Genomic DNA, 14,545 nt, shown 5'->3' with positions numbered 1-14,545 from the left:
GATTTGTCCAGGATGCGTGGAATACCTTACCTGGCCGCAGTCGTGCTGGGCCTCGTCACCGCGCCGGTTGTACCGGCGGCGGCGCAGGAGTCGCGCGATCCGCGGGCGATCCGGCAACGGGCCGCGCTCGACTGCACGTTCAGGCTGACGAACGATTACATCAAGGACGTCATCCTGATGCAGGACACGACCTTTTCGCCGGACGCCTGCGCCAGTTCCTGCGCCCGTTTTGCCGAGGAATCGGTGATATCGATGCGCGAGGCGGTCTATGTGCTGCGCTATACCTGCGAATACAGGGGGCGAATGGTCGCCGACGTCGACCTCAAGGTTACTTGAGGTTTGTGTTTTTGCCCAGTTCGAACCTGACGATAGGGTCGTATTGCGACCCGCTGTTCGTCAGCGTGCTTTCATACAGGATGAAGCTGTCCACCGGCATGGGCGCTGCGTGAAAATCCCCGAAACGCGCCATCCAGTCGCCGATCGGGCCGCTAGACCGGTTGAGCCGCGCCAGCGTCACGTGGGGCAGGAACCGCCGCGTTTCCGGTTCGCAACCTGCTGAGACCACGGCGCGCTCAACCTTCTTCTGCAACGTCAGCAATTCGGGCGAATGCGCCACACCCGACCAGACGGCGTGGGGCCAGTGCGACCGGGAAAAATGGCCCAGTCCGCGCAGTTCCAGATCGAAGGCAGGCATCTCTATCCGCGACAGCGCGTCAGCGATGTCGTTGGCCTGCGGCGTGTCGACTTCGCCGATATAGCGCAAGGTCAGGTGCAGCTGTGTTTCGTCCTGCCAGCGGGCATCCTCGATGCAGTCCATGACATCGAACATGGCATCCATCGCCTGCTCGCTTGGGCGAATGGCGACGAAGAGGCGGTGGCTCATCGGCTTTGGCTGGTTGCCGGAATCGGAAACGGCGGCTCGTCCGCGCGTAGCCAGCCCGTAATCGAAAATCGGCGCGGCGGCGCATAGGATGTCACCGCGCTGACCGAATGGCGGCGCGGCACGGTGAAGATGTTGAGCGCGTTGAACCGCGGGCGTAGCGCGAATTCGACGTCGTCATCTTCGTTCCAGAACTGCAGCAACCCGCCCCAGTCCAGATCCCAGTCATGCGCCAGGCTAAGGACATAGGCGGCAAGGCGCGGCTCGGTCTCCGACTTGTCGGTATGGTATTTCAGGAAATGATTGGCCTGATACAGCGCGCCGTGAGCATCCACCCAGCGCGTGTCCGTCAGCCCGGTGACCTCGCGCAGGAAATCCAGAACCGGCTCGCTGTTCAGGAATTCGAAGGCGCGGAAAATCTCGCGGTCCTGCCGTCCGGGCCGGAAGTAGTCCTGCAGCAACGGGTAGTTGTTGTAGAAGAACTGGAACCCGCTCTGCGCGCCGCGATCGACGATTTGCCTGATCTGCCCGGCCTGTTCCGGGGAGAGGGCGCGCAGCTGCTCCGGCGTCATCTCCACCACCTTGTCACCTTCCCGGAAGACAAGGTTCCAAGGCACGCCATGCAGTGCCTCCAGCACGGCCTGCGCGCTTTCAGGGCGCAGCACGTCGCGGATCTGCACGCGATTGTCGTGCCGGTAAGTCTGCGCCAGCGCCGCGCGGTCGAGTTCGGGATTGAGGCCGAGGTCCATGCCATCGTGCTAGCAGCGCCCGCCGCCTGACGGAACAGGCGAGGCGCGATTGCACACCGCCAAGCAGCGTCCTAGAGCATCGGCATGGCAAGCGCGGCAACGATCATCGGCGACCCGGCATGGATGCCGCATCGGCTGGACATGGCCGGGCGGCGCATCCAGTTCCTGAAAATCGACCGTGAACGGCTGGGCGAAGGTCCGTTCCTGGCCCAGTTCGAACCGTACGGCGAGCAAGACCAGACCTGGCTGACCCTGGCGGACTTGCAGCACGTGGCCCAACCCGGCGGGCGGCTGCACTTCATCTTCCACACGGCGTTCTGTCGCTCGACCCTGCTGGCCAAGGCGCTGGACATTCCGGAGCATTCGGTGGGCTATAGCGAGCCGGGTATCCTCAACGACATCGCGGCCCATGGAACGGCGGCGCATCCGCTGTTGCCGCCGGTGCTGGCGCTGCTTGCACGCCCGCGCAGCGAGGGCGAGGTCGTCTTCGTAAAGCCCAGCAATCACGCCAATGGCCTGATCCCCCCCCTGATGGCGGCCCGCCCCGATGCGCGCGCGATCATGCTTTCGAGCGGGTGCGAGGCGTTTCTTGCCTCGATCCATCGCAAGGGATTGCCGGGGCGCAGCTGGGCCCGGCGGCTCTATCTCGAAATACAGGACTATGCGCCGCTGAACCTCGGTATGGACGGCAGACAAGTTTTCGCGATGAGCGACTTGCAGGTGGCGGGGCTGGCGTGGCTGATGAACCGGCGCTGGTTTGCGATGCAGATGGCTGCGGCGGGCGAGAGGCTGCGATCGCTCGACGCGCGGTTGGTGAAGGAGCGGGCGGCCGACACCGTCCGGCACACCATGGCATTCGCAGGCGCGGCGATCAGCGACGAGATGGCTCGCGAAATTGCGAACGGCGGCACATTCGCTCGCGATGCCAAGACCGGCGGCGCGGTTCCAACACCTTCGGAGAGTCACGGCGAAACCGTCGACGAGGAAATCGCGAAAGTCGTTCAATGGATCGGGCAGGTCTCGGCCAGCGCGGGCATTCCGCTGGAACAGCCCGCGCCGTTGTTCTGACCGGCGTTGCAATCGCGCCGCGCGTTACCACATCGACGGTAACTGGCCACGCGACCGTCTGACGATGCGGCTTGACGCGGCGGAACATTTGCGGAACATCATTCTCCCATGAGTCTTACCAAGATTTCCGTGCGCGGCGCGCGCGAACACAACCTGAAGGGTGTCGACATCGATCTGCCGCGTGACGCGCTGATCGTGATCACGGGCCTGTCCGGCTCGGGGAAGTCGAGCCTTGCCTTCGACACGATCTATGCCGAAGGGCAGCGCCGTTATGTCGAGAGCCTTTCGGCTTATGCGCGCCAGTTTCTGGAGATGATGCAGAAGCCGGACGTCGAACATATCGACGGCCTCTCGCCCGCGATCTCGATCGAGCAGAAGACGACGAGCCGCAACCCGCGCTCGACCGTGGCGACCGTGACCGAAATCTACGACTACATGCGCCTGCTCTGGGCGCGGGTCGGCGTTCCCTACAGCCCGGCGACCGGCCTGCCGATCGAGGCGCAGACGGTGTCCAATATGGTCGACCGCGTGATGACCCTGCCCGAAGGGACGCGCGCCTACCTGCTTGCGCCGGTCGTGCGCGGCCGCAAGGGCGAGTATCGCAAGGAACTGGCCGAGTGGCAGAAGGCGGGCTTTACCCGCGTGCGCATCGATGGCGAGATGTACCCGATCGAGGAAGCCCCCGCGCTCGACAAGAAGTACAAGCACGACATTGAGGTCGTTGTAGACCGCATCGCCGTGCGCGAAGGGATCGAGACGCGGCTGGCCGACAGCTTCGAGACCGCGCTGAAGCTGGCCGAGGGGCTGGCCTATATCGACCTTGCCGACGGCGTCGTGCCGGGGCGCGAGGAAGAGGAGAAAGGCGCCAACGTCACCGGCGGCCAGATGAAAGGCGCGGGGCTTCCCGCAAACCGCATCGTCTTTTCCGAAAAGTTCGCCTGCCCGGTATCCGGCTTCACTATCGAAGAGGTCGAGCCGCGCCTGTTCTCGTTCAATGCGCCGCAGGGGGCCTGTGCGGCCTGTGACGGTCTGGGCGAAAAGCTGCTGTTCGATCCGCAGCTCGTCGTCCCGAACGAAGGGCTGAGCCTCAAGAAAGGCGCGGTCGTGCCATGGGCGAAGTCCAATCCGCCGTCGCCCTATTACATGCAGGTTCTGGCCAGCCTTGCGCGGGAATACGAATTCGACCTCACCACCCCCTGGGAGGAGTTCGACAAGGAAATCCGCGACATCATCCTCTACGGAACCAGGGGCCGCGCGATCCCGCTGACGTTCAAGGACGGACGCAAGGAATATACGGTCAAGAAGGCGTTCGAAGGTGTGATTGGCAACCTCAACCGCCGCATGTTGCAGACCGAAAGCGCGTGGATGCGCGAAGAACTGGGCAAGTACCAGACCGCGCAACCTTGCGAGGTCTGCGACGGCAAGCGCCTCAATGAAAAGGCGCTGGCGGTAAAGATCGCCGCGACCGACATCGCCGAGCCGACGAAGATGAGCGTTTCGGACGCCAAGGACTGGTTCCTGGCCCTTCCGGAAAAGCTGAACGATACGCAGAACCAGATTGCCAAGGCGATCCTGAAAGAGATCAACGAGCGGCTGGGCTTTCTCGACAATGTTGGGCTTGATTACCTGAACCTCGACCGGACGAGCGGCACTCTGTCGGGCGGTGAGAGCCAGCGTATCCGGCTTGCCAGCCAGATCGGTTCGGGTCTCTCGGGCGTGCTCTACGTCCTCGACGAACCGTCGATCGGTCTGCACCAGCGCGATAACGATCGCTTGCTGGAAACTTTGAAGCGGCTGCGCGACCTTGGCAATACGGTCATCGTCGTCGAACATGACGAGGACGCGATCCGCACGGCGGACCATGTCGTCGATCTCGGTCCCGGTGCGGGCGTGCATGGCGGCGAAGTCGTCGCGCAGGGCACGTTGAAGCAGGTGTTGAAGTCGAAGACCTCGCTGACGGCGGCCTATCTCAACGGCACGCGGGAAATCGCGGTGCCCGACAAGCGCCGCAAAGGTAACGGCAAGAAGATCACGGTGCACGGCGCGCGGGCGAACAATCTGCGCGATGTCACCGCCTCGATCCCGCTGGGCACGTTCACCTGCATCACCGGCGTTTCGGGTTCGGGTAAGTCGAGCTTCACAATCGACACGCTCCACGCCGGTGCTGCCCGAACATTGAACGGCGCGCGCGTCGTGGCCGGTGCGCATGACAAGATCACCGGGCTCGAAAATTGCGACAAGGTGATCGAGATCGACCAGTCCCCGATCGGACGCACGCCGCGGTCGAACCCGGCGACCTACACGGGCGCTTTTACCAACATCCGCGACTGGTTCGCAGGGCTGCCAGAGGCGCAGGCGCGAGGGTACAAGCCGGGGCGCTTCAGCTTCAACGTGAAGGGCGGCCGCTGCGAAGCGTGTCAGGGCGACGGCCTCATCAAGATCGAGATGCACTTCCTGCCCGACGTCTATGTCACGTGCGAGGAATGCCACGGCAAGCGGTACAACCGCGAAACTCTGGAAGTGAAGTTCAAGGGGCATTCGATTGCCGACGTGCTGGACATGACGATCGAGGATGCGGAAGAATTCTTCAAGGCAGTCCCGCCGATTCGCGACAAGATGCACATGTTGAACGAGGTCGGCCTCGGCTACGTCAAGGTCGGCCAGCAGGCAACGACGCTTTCGGGCGGTGAGGCGCAGCGCGTGAAACTGGCCAAGGAGCTGTCGCGCCGGTCCACCGGACAGACGCTCTACATCCTGGACGAGCCGACGACCGGCCTGCATTTCGAAGACGTACGCAAGCTGCTTGAAGTGTTGCACCGCCTGGTGGAGCAGGGGAACAGCGTGGTCGTCATTGAACACAACCTCGATGTCATCAAGACGGCCGACTGGATACTCGATCTTGGCCCCGAAGGCGGTGTGCGCGGCGGCGAGATCGTTGCCGAAGGCACGCCCGAAACGGTCGCCGAAAACCCGCGCAGCTTTACCGGACAGTACCTTGCCCCCATGCTCGGCAAGCCGGTGCTGGGGCGCGAAGCGGCAGAGTAGTGGTAGCGCGTGCCACGTGATAGGCTGAGCGCAGGAGAAGGAGTCGCGAAGAATGAAAAAAATCATCGCTCTTGCTGCGATCGTCGCAGCTACACCCGCCATCGCTGGTCATCATGAGGAAAATCCCAAGGCTGACGGCCATTCCAAAATGCTGATGGCAGGCCTGCTCGGCACGAACGAGGTATCGGACGGTGACGAGGATGGACGCGGCCAGTTCATGGCCTGGCCGGATGAAGACGGGAAGCTTTGCTATCGCCTGATGGTTACGAAAGTCGACGCACCGACGGCGGCGCACATTCACAGCGGCGCGGCAGGTGTGAACGGCGGTGTCGCGGTCGCCCTTTCCGCGCCGACGGACGGCAAGGTCGAAGGCTGCGCCGACGTCGACGCCGATACGATGGCGGCGATCTGGGCCGATCCGGGTTCGTTCTACGTCAACGTCCACAATGCCGAACATCCGGCAGGCGCGGTTCGCGGGCAATTGATGAGCCATTGATCGCCACGTCCCCCGCGATAGCCTTAGCGGGCGGTTAACCAGTCCCATGCCATGCAAGCTCCCGATTCCAGGGGGTTTGCATGAGCAACGGTGCCAAGAAACTGATTATTTTCCTCATCCTCGCGGTGATAGCGACGGCGGTGTCGTTCTTCTTCGCAGAGGATATTCGCACGAGAATGAACCAGCACGGCGGCGGGCAGAACGCCGAAGTGCGGGGACAGTGCGTCGCGCAGTACATGCAGCAACCGCTTACCGAACGGCGCGCAGGGCTCGTCTGTGATTGCCTGATCGTGGAGACGCGGCGTCAGAAGCTGAAACTCGAGGAATTGCTCGGTACCGACGCGCCGGAATTGAAGTCGATTTCCGACGCGTGCCTGCATATGCACGCGGGTTGACCACCGCTGGATTTGACACCTTGCAGCGGCACGCTGATCGGGTGAAAATCCATGAGATCGAGCCCGTGGGGCAGGGCGGGTAACCTGCTCTTCACCGTCACCCGCTAGGAATCGGGCCGAACGGACGCATAATGGAGGCATTTCGATGACGGCGGTCAGGTTTGCAGGCGCACTGGCGCTCGCGACATTCGCACTCGCAGGGTGTGAGGACCCGAAGCCGGGTCTGGAGGACGAGCAGCGTGTCGAGAAAGTCAGCGATTGCAAGTCGGTTGTCGGTCACTTCGCGCCGACCGAGCGGAAGAAAGACCAGCTGTGCGAATGTCTGACCGGCAGGTTGGCCCAGCAGCAGCTTACCGTAGACGATCTGCGCGGGGCAAAACGCGACCGCGCCATGGAACAATTGCGCTGGTGCGGTCAGCAGGTCGGCATCTTCAGCAAGAGCACGGCTCCTGCGCCGAAGGCGGCGGAAAGCAGCACTCCTGAACCCGAAACGCCGGGCGAGGCCGAACCGATCATGGAAGAGCCGACAGCGGCAGAGGCAACGCCGGTCCAGTAATCGGGAAAATCAGTCCTGCAGGAGGCTTAGTGCAACGCGGTCCTGTCCGCGCGACTTCATGCCGATCGCATCGGCTGCTGCTTCGGAAAGGTCGATCACGCGCTTGCCGTGAAACGGGCCGCGATCGTTGATCCGCACGATGATCGATTTGCCGGTCCGCTGCGATGTCACGCGGACCTTGCTGCCGAAGGGCAGGGTGCGATGCGCAGCCGTGTATTCGGTGGGATCGAAGCGTTCGCCATTTGCCGTTGGGCGACCGGCGAAGCGCGGACCATACCAGCTGGCGACCCCGATGCCGAGTTCCTCGGCAACGTCACTCAATTCCGAGATGGTCGGTTCGACCTCTGCAAAACCGGTATCGTCGGTGCCCATGCCGGGCAGTTCGGGCAGCGCCTCGTCCGGCGTGGCCGTATCGAGTTCGAAGCCCGGTGCGGTTACCTGAATGTCCTCGGATACGGCCAGCGCGGCGCCGGGAACGAGCGAGGCGAGGGCGAAGCCCACGGCCAGGCGCGATACGCGGCGGCGGCGATCCGTCACACGGGTGCGGCGGATAAAGCGATGCAAAGTTGTCCCGTCCATGGGATATTTTATACCATGGAATAGTAGTTGAATGGTTTCGGCCCGTCCCAATTCGGCCACAATCGATCCGGGATGATCTCATTTTGGGCGGATTTGCGGGAAAAACGCGAATCGGCGGCCCGAACGCAAATGGGGCCAGCATCGCTGCTGGCCCCACTCTCACCGACGCGTGGTCCACAAGGGAACTTGGCGCCTGGCGTTTCGGCTTCCTTCCCCGAAGGTCGGGAGGCCTATGTCGCCCGGCGCTCGCGCCGGCATCCGGTTCATGGCGGGGGTTCGGTCGGTTGAGAAGAGCGTTCTCTTCTACCATTCCGTTCTCACCAGGATCCGAAGCCTTCCTTCCTTGATGGTCCGCCGTTTCGACCGATCCGGTATTTCCGCAAGGGATTTACCTTTTCGTCCACGTCGTACCGGAATTCCGGCCATGCTACCGTGCCCTTCGCGTCATTCGGGCTTTCCTCATCCGCGGCCTTCAAGAGGCCTGCCGGACGCTGGTCCGTCCATCTGTCGCGTGGCTTTCGCCAGCATATCGATCGGTTCGATTTCCTTTTCGTTTCAGAGCCTTGCGGCCCGATCCGAGAGGGCTTCATCCCCGTTCGACAAGTTCAAGGTGATCCTGATGCGTGAGTCGTTCAAGCAGCCAAACGCAAAGTTATCCACAAAACGCGATCTTCGCGGTGGACAAGAGTGGATAAATCCGTCAATTGGCGCGGTTCGCCGCAGAAGCGAGCCAATCTCGCTACTGCGGCACGCCCGCGAAGGCGCTTAGCGGCCCTGCTTCGCCAGCAGTTTCAGGCGAAGTGCGTTGAGCTTGATGAAGCCTTCCGCGTCCTTCTGGTCATAGGCCCCGGCATCGTCCTCGAACGTCACGTGGCGTTCGGAGTAAAGCGAGTTCGGCGACTTGCGCCCGACAACCGAGACCGAGCCCTTGTAGAGCTTCAGGCGCACGGTGCCGTTCACCGATGCCTGCGAATGGTCGATCGCGGCCTGCAGCATCTCGCGTTCCGGCGCGAACCAGAAACCGTTGTAGATGAGCTCTGCATACTTGGGCATCAGCTCATCCTTGAGGTGCGCCGCTCCGCGATCCAGCGTGATCTGTTCGATCCCGCGGTGTGCGGCGGCATAGATCGTGCCGCCCGGCGTTTCGTACATGCCGCGCGACTTCATGCCCACGAAACGGTTCTCGACGAGGTCGAGGCGGCCGATGCCGTGCTTGCGGCCCAGTTCGTTAAGCTCGGTCAGGAGCGTGGCCGGCGAAGTCGTCTTGCCATTCAGCGAGACGCCGTCGCCCTTTTCGAAACCGATCTCGATATATTCGGGCGTATCGGGCGCATCCTCGGGATTGACCGTGCGCGAATAGACGTAATCGGGGGTCTCTTCCCACGGATCTTCAAGCACCTTGCCCTCTGACGAAGTGTGCAGGAGGTTCGCGTCGGTCGAAAACGGGCTTTCGCCGCGCTTGTCCTTGGGCACCGGGATCTGGTGCTGTTCGGCCCATTCGATCAGCGCGGTGCGGGAATTGAGATCCCATTCGCGCCACGGGGCGATGACCTTGATATCGGGGTCGAGCGCATAAGCCGACAGTTCGAAGCGGACCTGGTCGTTGCCCTTGCCGGTCGCGCCGTGCGCGATGGCGTCGGCGCCGGTTTCATGGGCGATCTCGATCAGCCGCTTGGAAATCAGCGGACGCGCGATCGACGTGCCAAGCAGGTAGTCGCCTTCGTACTTCGCATTGGCGCGCATCATCGGGAAGACGAAGTCGCGCACGAATTCCTCTCGCAAGTCGTCGATATAGATGTGCTCGTCCGGAATACCCATCAGCTTCGCCTTGGCGCGCGCGGGTTCAAGTTCCTCGCCCTGGCCGAGGTCTGCCGTGAAAGTCACGACCTCGCAGTTGTAGGTGACCTGCAGCCACTTCAGGATGACCGAGGTATCGAGGCCGCCCGAATAGGCCAGCACAACTTTCTTGATGGAATCGCTCATGCGCGCCGGTTAGTCGGGACTTGCGCCGCCTGCAAGTGCCTGTGCGGGTTTGATCGACCGGAGGAGGCCGGGAACATAGGCGCCGAGGGTCGCGGCGCGCAGGACATAAGTGGCCGAAAACGCGATCCAGATGCCCCAATTGCCATAGGGACGCAGCAGCAGGTCCAGCCCGATATAAAGCACGGTGGTCAGCACCGCCGCGTTGCGCAGCGCCTTGCCGCGAGTCGCGCCGATGAACACCCCGTCGAGCATCCACGAGGGCGCACCGATAAAAGGGACGAGCGCGGCAAAGGGCAGGAAAGTAACGGCTAGCTGAAGCGTTGCGGCATCGGTGACCATCAGGGAAATGACCGATCCTCCGAACGCCCAGTAGGCCAGCGACAGGGCGGCCCCGCCGATCAGGGCAAATTCGCTGGTGAGGCGAACGGCCCGCAGGAAGCGCCGGTATGAACCGGACCCGATGGCCTGTCCGATGCGCGCTTCTGCCGTAAAGGCGAAGGCATCGAGCACGAAGGCCGCCACCGAAATGAACTGCAACAGCACGTGATTTGCCGCCAGCGTCGTCGCGCCCAGCCTTGCACCCGAACTGGCCAGCCATGTGAAGGCCAAGAGCAGGGCGATCGTGCGGATCATGAGATCACGATTCACCGCGAATAGATTCCTGAGAGCCTCGCGTTCCAGCAGGTCCGATTTCGGCACCCGTCGCCACAAGGCCAGCGGGCCTGCGCCTGCCACCCGCGCGCAGATCACGAGGCCGGTGACGAGCGCGATCCATTCCGCCCCCGCTGTTCCCGCGCCGATGCCGCCCGCGCCCATGTCCGCCCCCCAAACCAGCGCGACGTCGAGCAGCGCGTTCGATGCGTTCATGACGATCTGGAGAAGGAGCGCGGCCCGCGTTCGGCCAAGGCCCAGCAGCCAGCCGGTCATCGCGAAGACGGCCAATGCGGCGGGCGCGCCGAAGAACCGGGCGGTGACATAGGCGTCAGCCTCTGCGCTGACCCCTTCGCCCCCTGCCATCACCGCAAGGGCAAGCGCGGTCAGCGGGACTTGCAGCGCCAGGAGGACAAGACCCAGCGCCACACCGATGCCGATGCCGCGCAGGAACATCGCCTCTACCTCGCGCGGGCGATTTGCCCCTTGTGCTTGCGCCGTCAGGCCCGTGAGGCCCATGCGCAGGAAGCCAAAGCTCCAGAACACGAGGTTGATGATCGTCGCGCCCAGCGCCACGCCGGCCAGCGCGCCGGCATCGCCGGTCCTGCCCACGACGATGGTGTCGACGATGCCGACAAGCGGGACCGAGGCCTGGCCCAGCATGATCGGCCAGGCCTGCGCCAGGATCGCTCTTCGCGTCAGGGGCATGGTGAGGGGGCCTGCGTCAGTCACCCGTGCGCCCATGCCCCGCTGCCGCATGCGGGGCAAGCAGCGGCTTAGCCGAGCAGCTTGCTCTCGGCCTTGCCCATGTAGTCGCGCGACAGCGGCAGGGCGCGGCGATCACGCACGTACTGGATCTGGTAATTGCACATGCCGCCGCTTTCGAACGCGGCGGTCGCGCCCGACAGGTAGAACGTCCACATCCGGAAGAAGCGCGGATCGTACATCGCCTCGATCTCGGCCTGGTGCGCCATGCAGCGGTCGTACCAGCAGCGCAGGGTCTTGGCGTAATGGATGCGCAGCGTTTCCACGTCGCTGGCGATCAGGCGCACCTTCTCGCTGGCCGCCACGGTTTCGGACAGGGCGGGGATGTAGCCGCCGGGAAAGATGTACTTGCGCGTGAACGCGTCGGTCATGCCGGGCTTGCCCATGCGGCCGATCGTGTGGATCAGGGCAACGCCGTCCTGATGCATGAGATTGCCGACGGCGCGGAAATAGGTTTCGAATTGCGGCTGGCCGACGTGTTCGAACATGCCGACCGAAACGATGCGATCGAACTGGCGCCCCGATGCCGCAAGGTCGCGGTAATCGACGAGTTCGAAGCTGACCTTGTCGGCAACGCCCGCCGCTTCGGCGCGTTTGCGGGCAAGGGCCAGCTGTTCCTCGGAAAGGGTGATGCCGGTGACGCGAACCGCCGCCTTCCGCGCCAGGAATATCGCCATGCCGCCCCAGCCACAGCCGATGTCGAGGACATGTTGTCCAGGCTCCAGCGCCAGCTTGGCCGCGATGTGGGCGAGCTTTTCTTCCTGCGCTTGTTCCAGCGTCATGTCCTTGCGCGGCCAATAGGCGCAGGAATACTGCATGTGCGGAGCATCGAGCATCAGTTCGTAGAGATCGTTGCCGATGTCGTAGTGATGCGCGACGTTGTTTTTTGAACTCGACGCCCGGTTTTTCGCCACGCGCAGATGAGCCACGCGGTCCTTCATCCGGCGCAGGAAGCTGGGCGGGCGCAGGCGCTGTCCCCGGTCCCAAGGCTGGTTCGCGCGCAGCATGTGGATCAGTTCCATGATCCCGCCGCCTTCGATCGTCAGCCTGCCGTCCATGTAGGCTTCTGCAGCGCCAAGACGCGGGTCGGTCAGGATCTGGCGGGTCGCACCTTCGCGCAGGGTGACGGACAAGTCTTCGAAGCCGGGGGCGGGCGTACCGAAAGTCTGGCTGCCGCCGCCTTCGAAATGAACGGTCAACGTGCCGCGTGTGACGGTACTTGCGAAGAAGCGGGCGATAATCCGGTCAGAGGCGCTCATGCCCCTGAACGTAGACGCATATTTACCGCGCGAGGCAAGCGGCAATCGCACATGTTTTCAGCTTTCCCCGCGTGCAAGAAACAGGACATCGCGGTCCTGCTGCATCAGGTGCTGCCCCGAATCGACATAGAGCACCTGGCCGTTGGCAGCCGCGCCGCTGGCCAGAAACAGGGCCGCGTCGGCCAGTTCGGCAGGATCGGTCAGGCGGCGCAGCAGGTTCATCCTGCCGCTCGCTTCATGTTCGGTTTTTTCCTGGTCGAAGCTGGGCAACATGGCACCCGGACAAAGGCCGTAGATGCGGTCGCGCGTGCCCCGGCACGACATTGCCAGCATTTCCGTTGCCGAGGCGAGCGCCGCCTTCGACATCGTATAGCTGAAGAAATCGGGGTTCATGTTGGCCAGCTTCTGGTCCAGCACGTTGATCACGCGGCGCCCGGCAGCGCCGCGGGCCTGCGCCAGATAGACCTGGGCAAGGGTGCTGGGCCCTTCGGCATTGGCCTGTAGCGCGCGGGTGAAAACCGCGTGGTCCAGCGTTTCGGTGCTGTCGAGTTCGAACAGCGAGGCGCAGTTCACCAGCGCGCGCCAGTCCGCAAGCCGGCTGGCCAGATCGCGGACCACCCGTTCCATCGCACCGCGATCGGCAAGATCGAAGCGCACCGTTTCGGCGCTTTCGAGGCCGGAGGCGAGCGTTTCAGCCTCGTCGGCGGAGCTGCGATAATGGATGATGACGTGCCATCCGTTTGCGGCGAAGCTGCGGGCCATTTCAGCGCCAAGGCGGCGGGCGGCCCCTGTAATCAGGACGGTGGGACGATCGGTACCGGACATGGCGTGGCTTGGACCACAAAACGCCGCCTATCGCAAACAGGCCTTGCCGCAAACGAGGCGGCCCTGAACGGCAAGGGGCCGAACACCGCATTCGGTGTCCGGCCCCCGGCTGGCATTCATATCATGCCATCAGTTGCAGCGGGCATCGCCCTTGTCGATCGCGCGGCCGATGATCGCGCCGGCAGCGGCACCCAGGATGGTGCCGGTGGTACGGTCGCGGCCGCCATCGATTTCGCGGCCGAGCAGTGCGCCACCGGCGGCACCGATGATCAGGCCGGTCGTGCCGTCGTTACGCTTGCAGTAATAGCGTCCGTCGTCACCGCGCCAGTACCGATCGCCGCGTCGCATGACGCGCGGTTCGTAGTAATGGCCGCCCTTGTGCTTGGCACGCGCGCCGTGTGCGGGCGCCCATGGCGGCGGATCTGCGAGAACCGGGGCGGGAATGGCAACGCTTGCTGCCACCAGGGCCCCCATCAGCGTCTTCTTCATGGTTCGTCCTTTCTTCAGTCCGACTGCTCCGGTCAGTCGAGCCGGTCAGCTCTTGTTCCCATCACTGCAATCCGGTCCCGGAACGGGAGATGAACCGCATCGTCAGATTCAAGCTTATGGACGAGTTGTTTCCGAGAAACGACGAAACGCGATTAACTCCGAATTAGGCACGTTTCGCCGGTCTCGATCGTCGCGCTCAGAGTTTGGCGATGTCTTCCTTCGCCTTCTCGATCGCGGCTTCGGGGCCGGACATCCCGACGCCGGTGGCGCGTACGAAAGTCATGTCGTCGATCCCTATGAAGCCGAACATCGTCGTCAGGAAATCCTCGATCAGGCTGAGCGGCTGTTTTCCCGGTTCGTAGGGGCCGCCCGTGGCAACGGCAAAAATCACGCGGCGACCGCCCGCCAGTCCTTCGGGGCCGTTTTCGGTATAGCGGAACGTGGTGCGCGGCACGCCGAGCCGGTCGATCCAGCTCTTGAGGTTGCTGGGAATGGCAAAGTTGTACATCGGTACGCCAATGACGATCGTGTCGGCAGCCATGAATTCGTCGAGGATCGCGCGTTCGGGTGCAGCTGCGGCCTTCATGTCCTCGGTCTGGTCTTCTTCGGGCGTACGGATCGCGCCGGTAATGATCGGGTTCAGATGGGCCAGCGGCTCCGTCCCCAGATCGCGATAGGTAACGGTTGCGCCGGGATTGTCGGCGGTCAGCTTGTCGACGGCGGCCTTGGTTACCGCGCGGCTGACCGAATCGGCGCCGGATGTCGAACTGTCGATGTGCAGGATATTCACGTTGCTATACTCCGG

At 63.4% G+C, this 14,545-nt stretch carries 15 protein-coding genes; 6 read left to right on the top strand and 9 right to left on the bottom strand.

Annotated features, from left to right (window positions below; genetic code table 11):
- The first annotated feature begins 12 nt into the window (after window positions 1–12).
- Window positions 13–336, top strand: coding sequence for a hypothetical protein (locus FAX90_RS03510; RefSeq protein ID WP_144095565.1), 324 nt, complete (start codon window positions 13–15; stop codon window positions 334–336).
- Here FAX90_RS03510 and thpR read toward each other — a convergent pair.
- Both thpR and FAX90_RS03500 read right to left on the bottom strand, forming a co-directional pair.
- A complete protein-coding gene (gene thpR, locus FAX90_RS03505) occupies window positions 329–883 on the bottom strand; it encodes an RNA 2',3'-cyclic phosphodiesterase (RefSeq protein WP_144095563.1) in 555 nt (184 codons plus the stop codon). The two genes, FAX90_RS03510 and thpR, sit on opposite strands and share 8 nt — an antisense overlap.
- Window positions 880–1,629, bottom strand: coding sequence for a 2OG-Fe(II) oxygenase (locus FAX90_RS03500; RefSeq protein ID WP_144095561.1), 750 nt, complete (start codon window positions 1,627–1,629; stop codon window positions 880–882). The genes thpR and FAX90_RS03500 overlap by 4 nt, the downstream gene beginning before the upstream one ends.
- An 84-nt stretch (window positions 1,630–1,713) precedes the next feature.
- On the opposite strand from FAX90_RS03500, the gene FAX90_RS03495 reads away from it, so the two are divergent.
- From FAX90_RS03495 to FAX90_RS03475, 5 genes are all read left to right on the top strand, one after another.
- Entirely contained in the window at window positions 1,714–2,697 is a 984-nt protein-coding gene (locus tag FAX90_RS03495) for a hypothetical protein (RefSeq protein WP_144095559.1), read from the top strand.
- Window positions 2,698–2,805: 108 nt separating this feature from the next.
- Complete coding sequence (gene uvrA, locus FAX90_RS03490) at window positions 2,806–5,742, top strand: excinuclease ABC subunit UvrA (RefSeq protein ID WP_144095557.1); 2,937 nt, start codon at window positions 2,806–2,808, stop codon at window positions 5,740–5,742.
- A gap of 52 nt (window positions 5,743–5,794) precedes the next feature.
- On the top strand, window positions 5,795–6,238 hold the full coding sequence (locus tag FAX90_RS03485) for a CHRD domain-containing protein (protein ID WP_144095555.1): 444 nt from the start codon (window positions 5,795–5,797) through the stop codon (window positions 6,236–6,238).
- Between the two features lie 80 nt (window positions 6,239–6,318).
- Window positions 6,319–6,633 carry a hypothetical protein gene (locus tag FAX90_RS03480; protein WP_144095553.1) on the top strand — a complete coding sequence of 105 codons (315 nt, stop codon included), beginning with the start codon at window positions 6,319–6,321 and terminating at the stop codon, window positions 6,631–6,633.
- A 145-nt stretch (window positions 6,634–6,778) separates the two neighbouring features.
- A complete protein-coding gene (locus FAX90_RS03475; protein ID WP_144095551.1) occupies window positions 6,779–7,189 on the top strand; it encodes a hypothetical protein in 411 nt (136 codons plus the stop codon).
- A 9-nt stretch (window positions 7,190–7,198) separates the two neighbouring features.
- Here the strand turns inward: FAX90_RS03475 and FAX90_RS03470 are convergent, their stop codons facing one another.
- From FAX90_RS03470 to FAX90_RS03440, 7 genes are all read right to left on the bottom strand, one after another.
- Entirely contained in the window at window positions 7,199–7,768 is a 570-nt protein-coding gene (locus FAX90_RS03470; protein ID WP_144095549.1) for a septal ring lytic transglycosylase RlpA family protein, read from the bottom strand.
- A gap of 765 nt (window positions 7,769–8,533) precedes the next feature.
- Window positions 8,534–9,751 (bottom strand): argininosuccinate synthase, encoded by a 1,218-nt coding sequence (locus FAX90_RS03465; RefSeq protein WP_144095547.1) that lies wholly within the window; start codon window positions 9,749–9,751, stop codon window positions 8,534–8,536.
- 9 nt (window positions 9,752–9,760) lie between these two features.
- Window positions 9,761–11,134 (bottom strand): MATE family efflux transporter, encoded by a 1,374-nt coding sequence (locus FAX90_RS03460; RefSeq protein WP_240704699.1) that lies wholly within the window; start codon window positions 11,132–11,134, stop codon window positions 9,761–9,763.
- Between the two features lie 44 nt (window positions 11,135–11,178).
- On the bottom strand, window positions 11,179–12,426 hold the full coding sequence (locus tag FAX90_RS03455; RefSeq protein WP_144095545.1) for an SAM-dependent methyltransferase: 1,248 nt from the start codon (window positions 12,424–12,426) through the stop codon (window positions 11,179–11,181).
- Between the two features lie 57 nt (window positions 12,427–12,483).
- Window positions 12,484–13,251 carry an SDR family oxidoreductase gene (locus tag FAX90_RS03450; RefSeq protein ID WP_144095543.1) on the bottom strand — a complete coding sequence of 256 codons (768 nt, stop codon included), beginning with the start codon at window positions 13,249–13,251 and terminating at the stop codon, window positions 12,484–12,486.
- A 129-nt stretch (window positions 13,252–13,380) separates the two neighbouring features.
- Window positions 13,381–13,740 (bottom strand): glycine zipper 2TM domain-containing protein, encoded by a 360-nt coding sequence (locus tag FAX90_RS03445; protein WP_066765668.1) that lies wholly within the window; start codon window positions 13,738–13,740, stop codon window positions 13,381–13,383.
- A gap of 196 nt (window positions 13,741–13,936) precedes the next feature.
- The gene (locus FAX90_RS03440) at window positions 13,937–14,530 is read right to left on the bottom strand and encodes an FMN-dependent NADH-azoreductase (RefSeq protein WP_144095541.1); all 594 of its coding nucleotides are present in this window, start codon (window positions 14,528–14,530) and stop codon (window positions 13,937–13,939) included.
- Window positions 14,531–14,545: the final 15 nt, after the last annotated feature.

It is taken from the genome of Croceicoccus sediminis (genome assembly GCF_007570835.1).
In the GTDB taxonomy this organism is placed as follows: domain Bacteria; phylum Pseudomonadota; class Alphaproteobacteria; order Sphingomonadales; family Sphingomonadaceae; genus Croceicoccus; species Croceicoccus sediminis.
The sequence above is the reverse complement of the archived record's forward strand: the minus strand, read 5'-3'. Positions and strand labels throughout refer to the sequence as shown.

Coding starts and splice junctions, on each gene's coding strand:
- FAX90_RS03500 (WP_144095561.1), bottom strand. CDS start 1,629: ATGGACCTCGGCCTCAATCCCGAACTCGACCGCGCGGCGCTGGCGCAG.
- FAX90_RS03450 (WP_144095543.1), bottom strand. CDS start 13,251: ATGTCCGGTACCGATCGTCCCACCGTCCTGATTACAGGGGCCGCCCGC.
- FAX90_RS03485 (WP_144095555.1), top strand. CDS start 5,795: ATGAAAAAAATCATCGCTCTTGCTGCGATCGTCGCAGCTACACCCGCC.
- FAX90_RS03480 (WP_144095553.1), top strand. CDS start 6,319: ATGAGCAACGGTGCCAAGAAACTGATTATTTTCCTCATCCTCGCGGTG.
- FAX90_RS03475 (WP_144095551.1), top strand. CDS start 6,779: ATGACGGCGGTCAGGTTTGCAGGCGCACTGGCGCTCGCGACATTCGCA.
- FAX90_RS03455 (WP_144095545.1), bottom strand. CDS start 12,426: ATGAGCGCCTCTGACCGGATTATCGCCCGCTTCTTCGCAAGTACCGTC.
- FAX90_RS03445 (WP_066765668.1), bottom strand. CDS start 13,740: ATGAAGAAGACGCTGATGGGGGCCCTGGTGGCAGCAAGCGTTGCCATT.
- FAX90_RS03510 (WP_144095565.1), top strand. CDS start 13: ATGCGTGGAATACCTTACCTGGCCGCAGTCGTGCTGGGCCTCGTCACC.
- uvrA (WP_144095557.1), top strand. CDS start 2,806: ATGAGTCTTACCAAGATTTCCGTGCGCGGCGCGCGCGAACACAACCTG.
- FAX90_RS03465 (WP_144095547.1), bottom strand. CDS start 9,751: ATGAGCGATTCCATCAAGAAAGTTGTGCTGGCCTATTCGGGCGGCCTC.
- FAX90_RS03470 (WP_144095549.1), bottom strand. CDS start 7,768: ATGGACGGGACAACTTTGCATCGCTTTATCCGCCGCACCCGTGTGACG.
- FAX90_RS03495 (WP_144095559.1), top strand. CDS start 1,714: ATGGCAAGCGCGGCAACGATCATCGGCGACCCGGCATGGATGCCGCAT.
- thpR (WP_144095563.1), bottom strand. CDS start 883: ATGAGCCACCGCCTCTTCGTCGCCATTCGCCCAAGCGAGCAGGCGATG.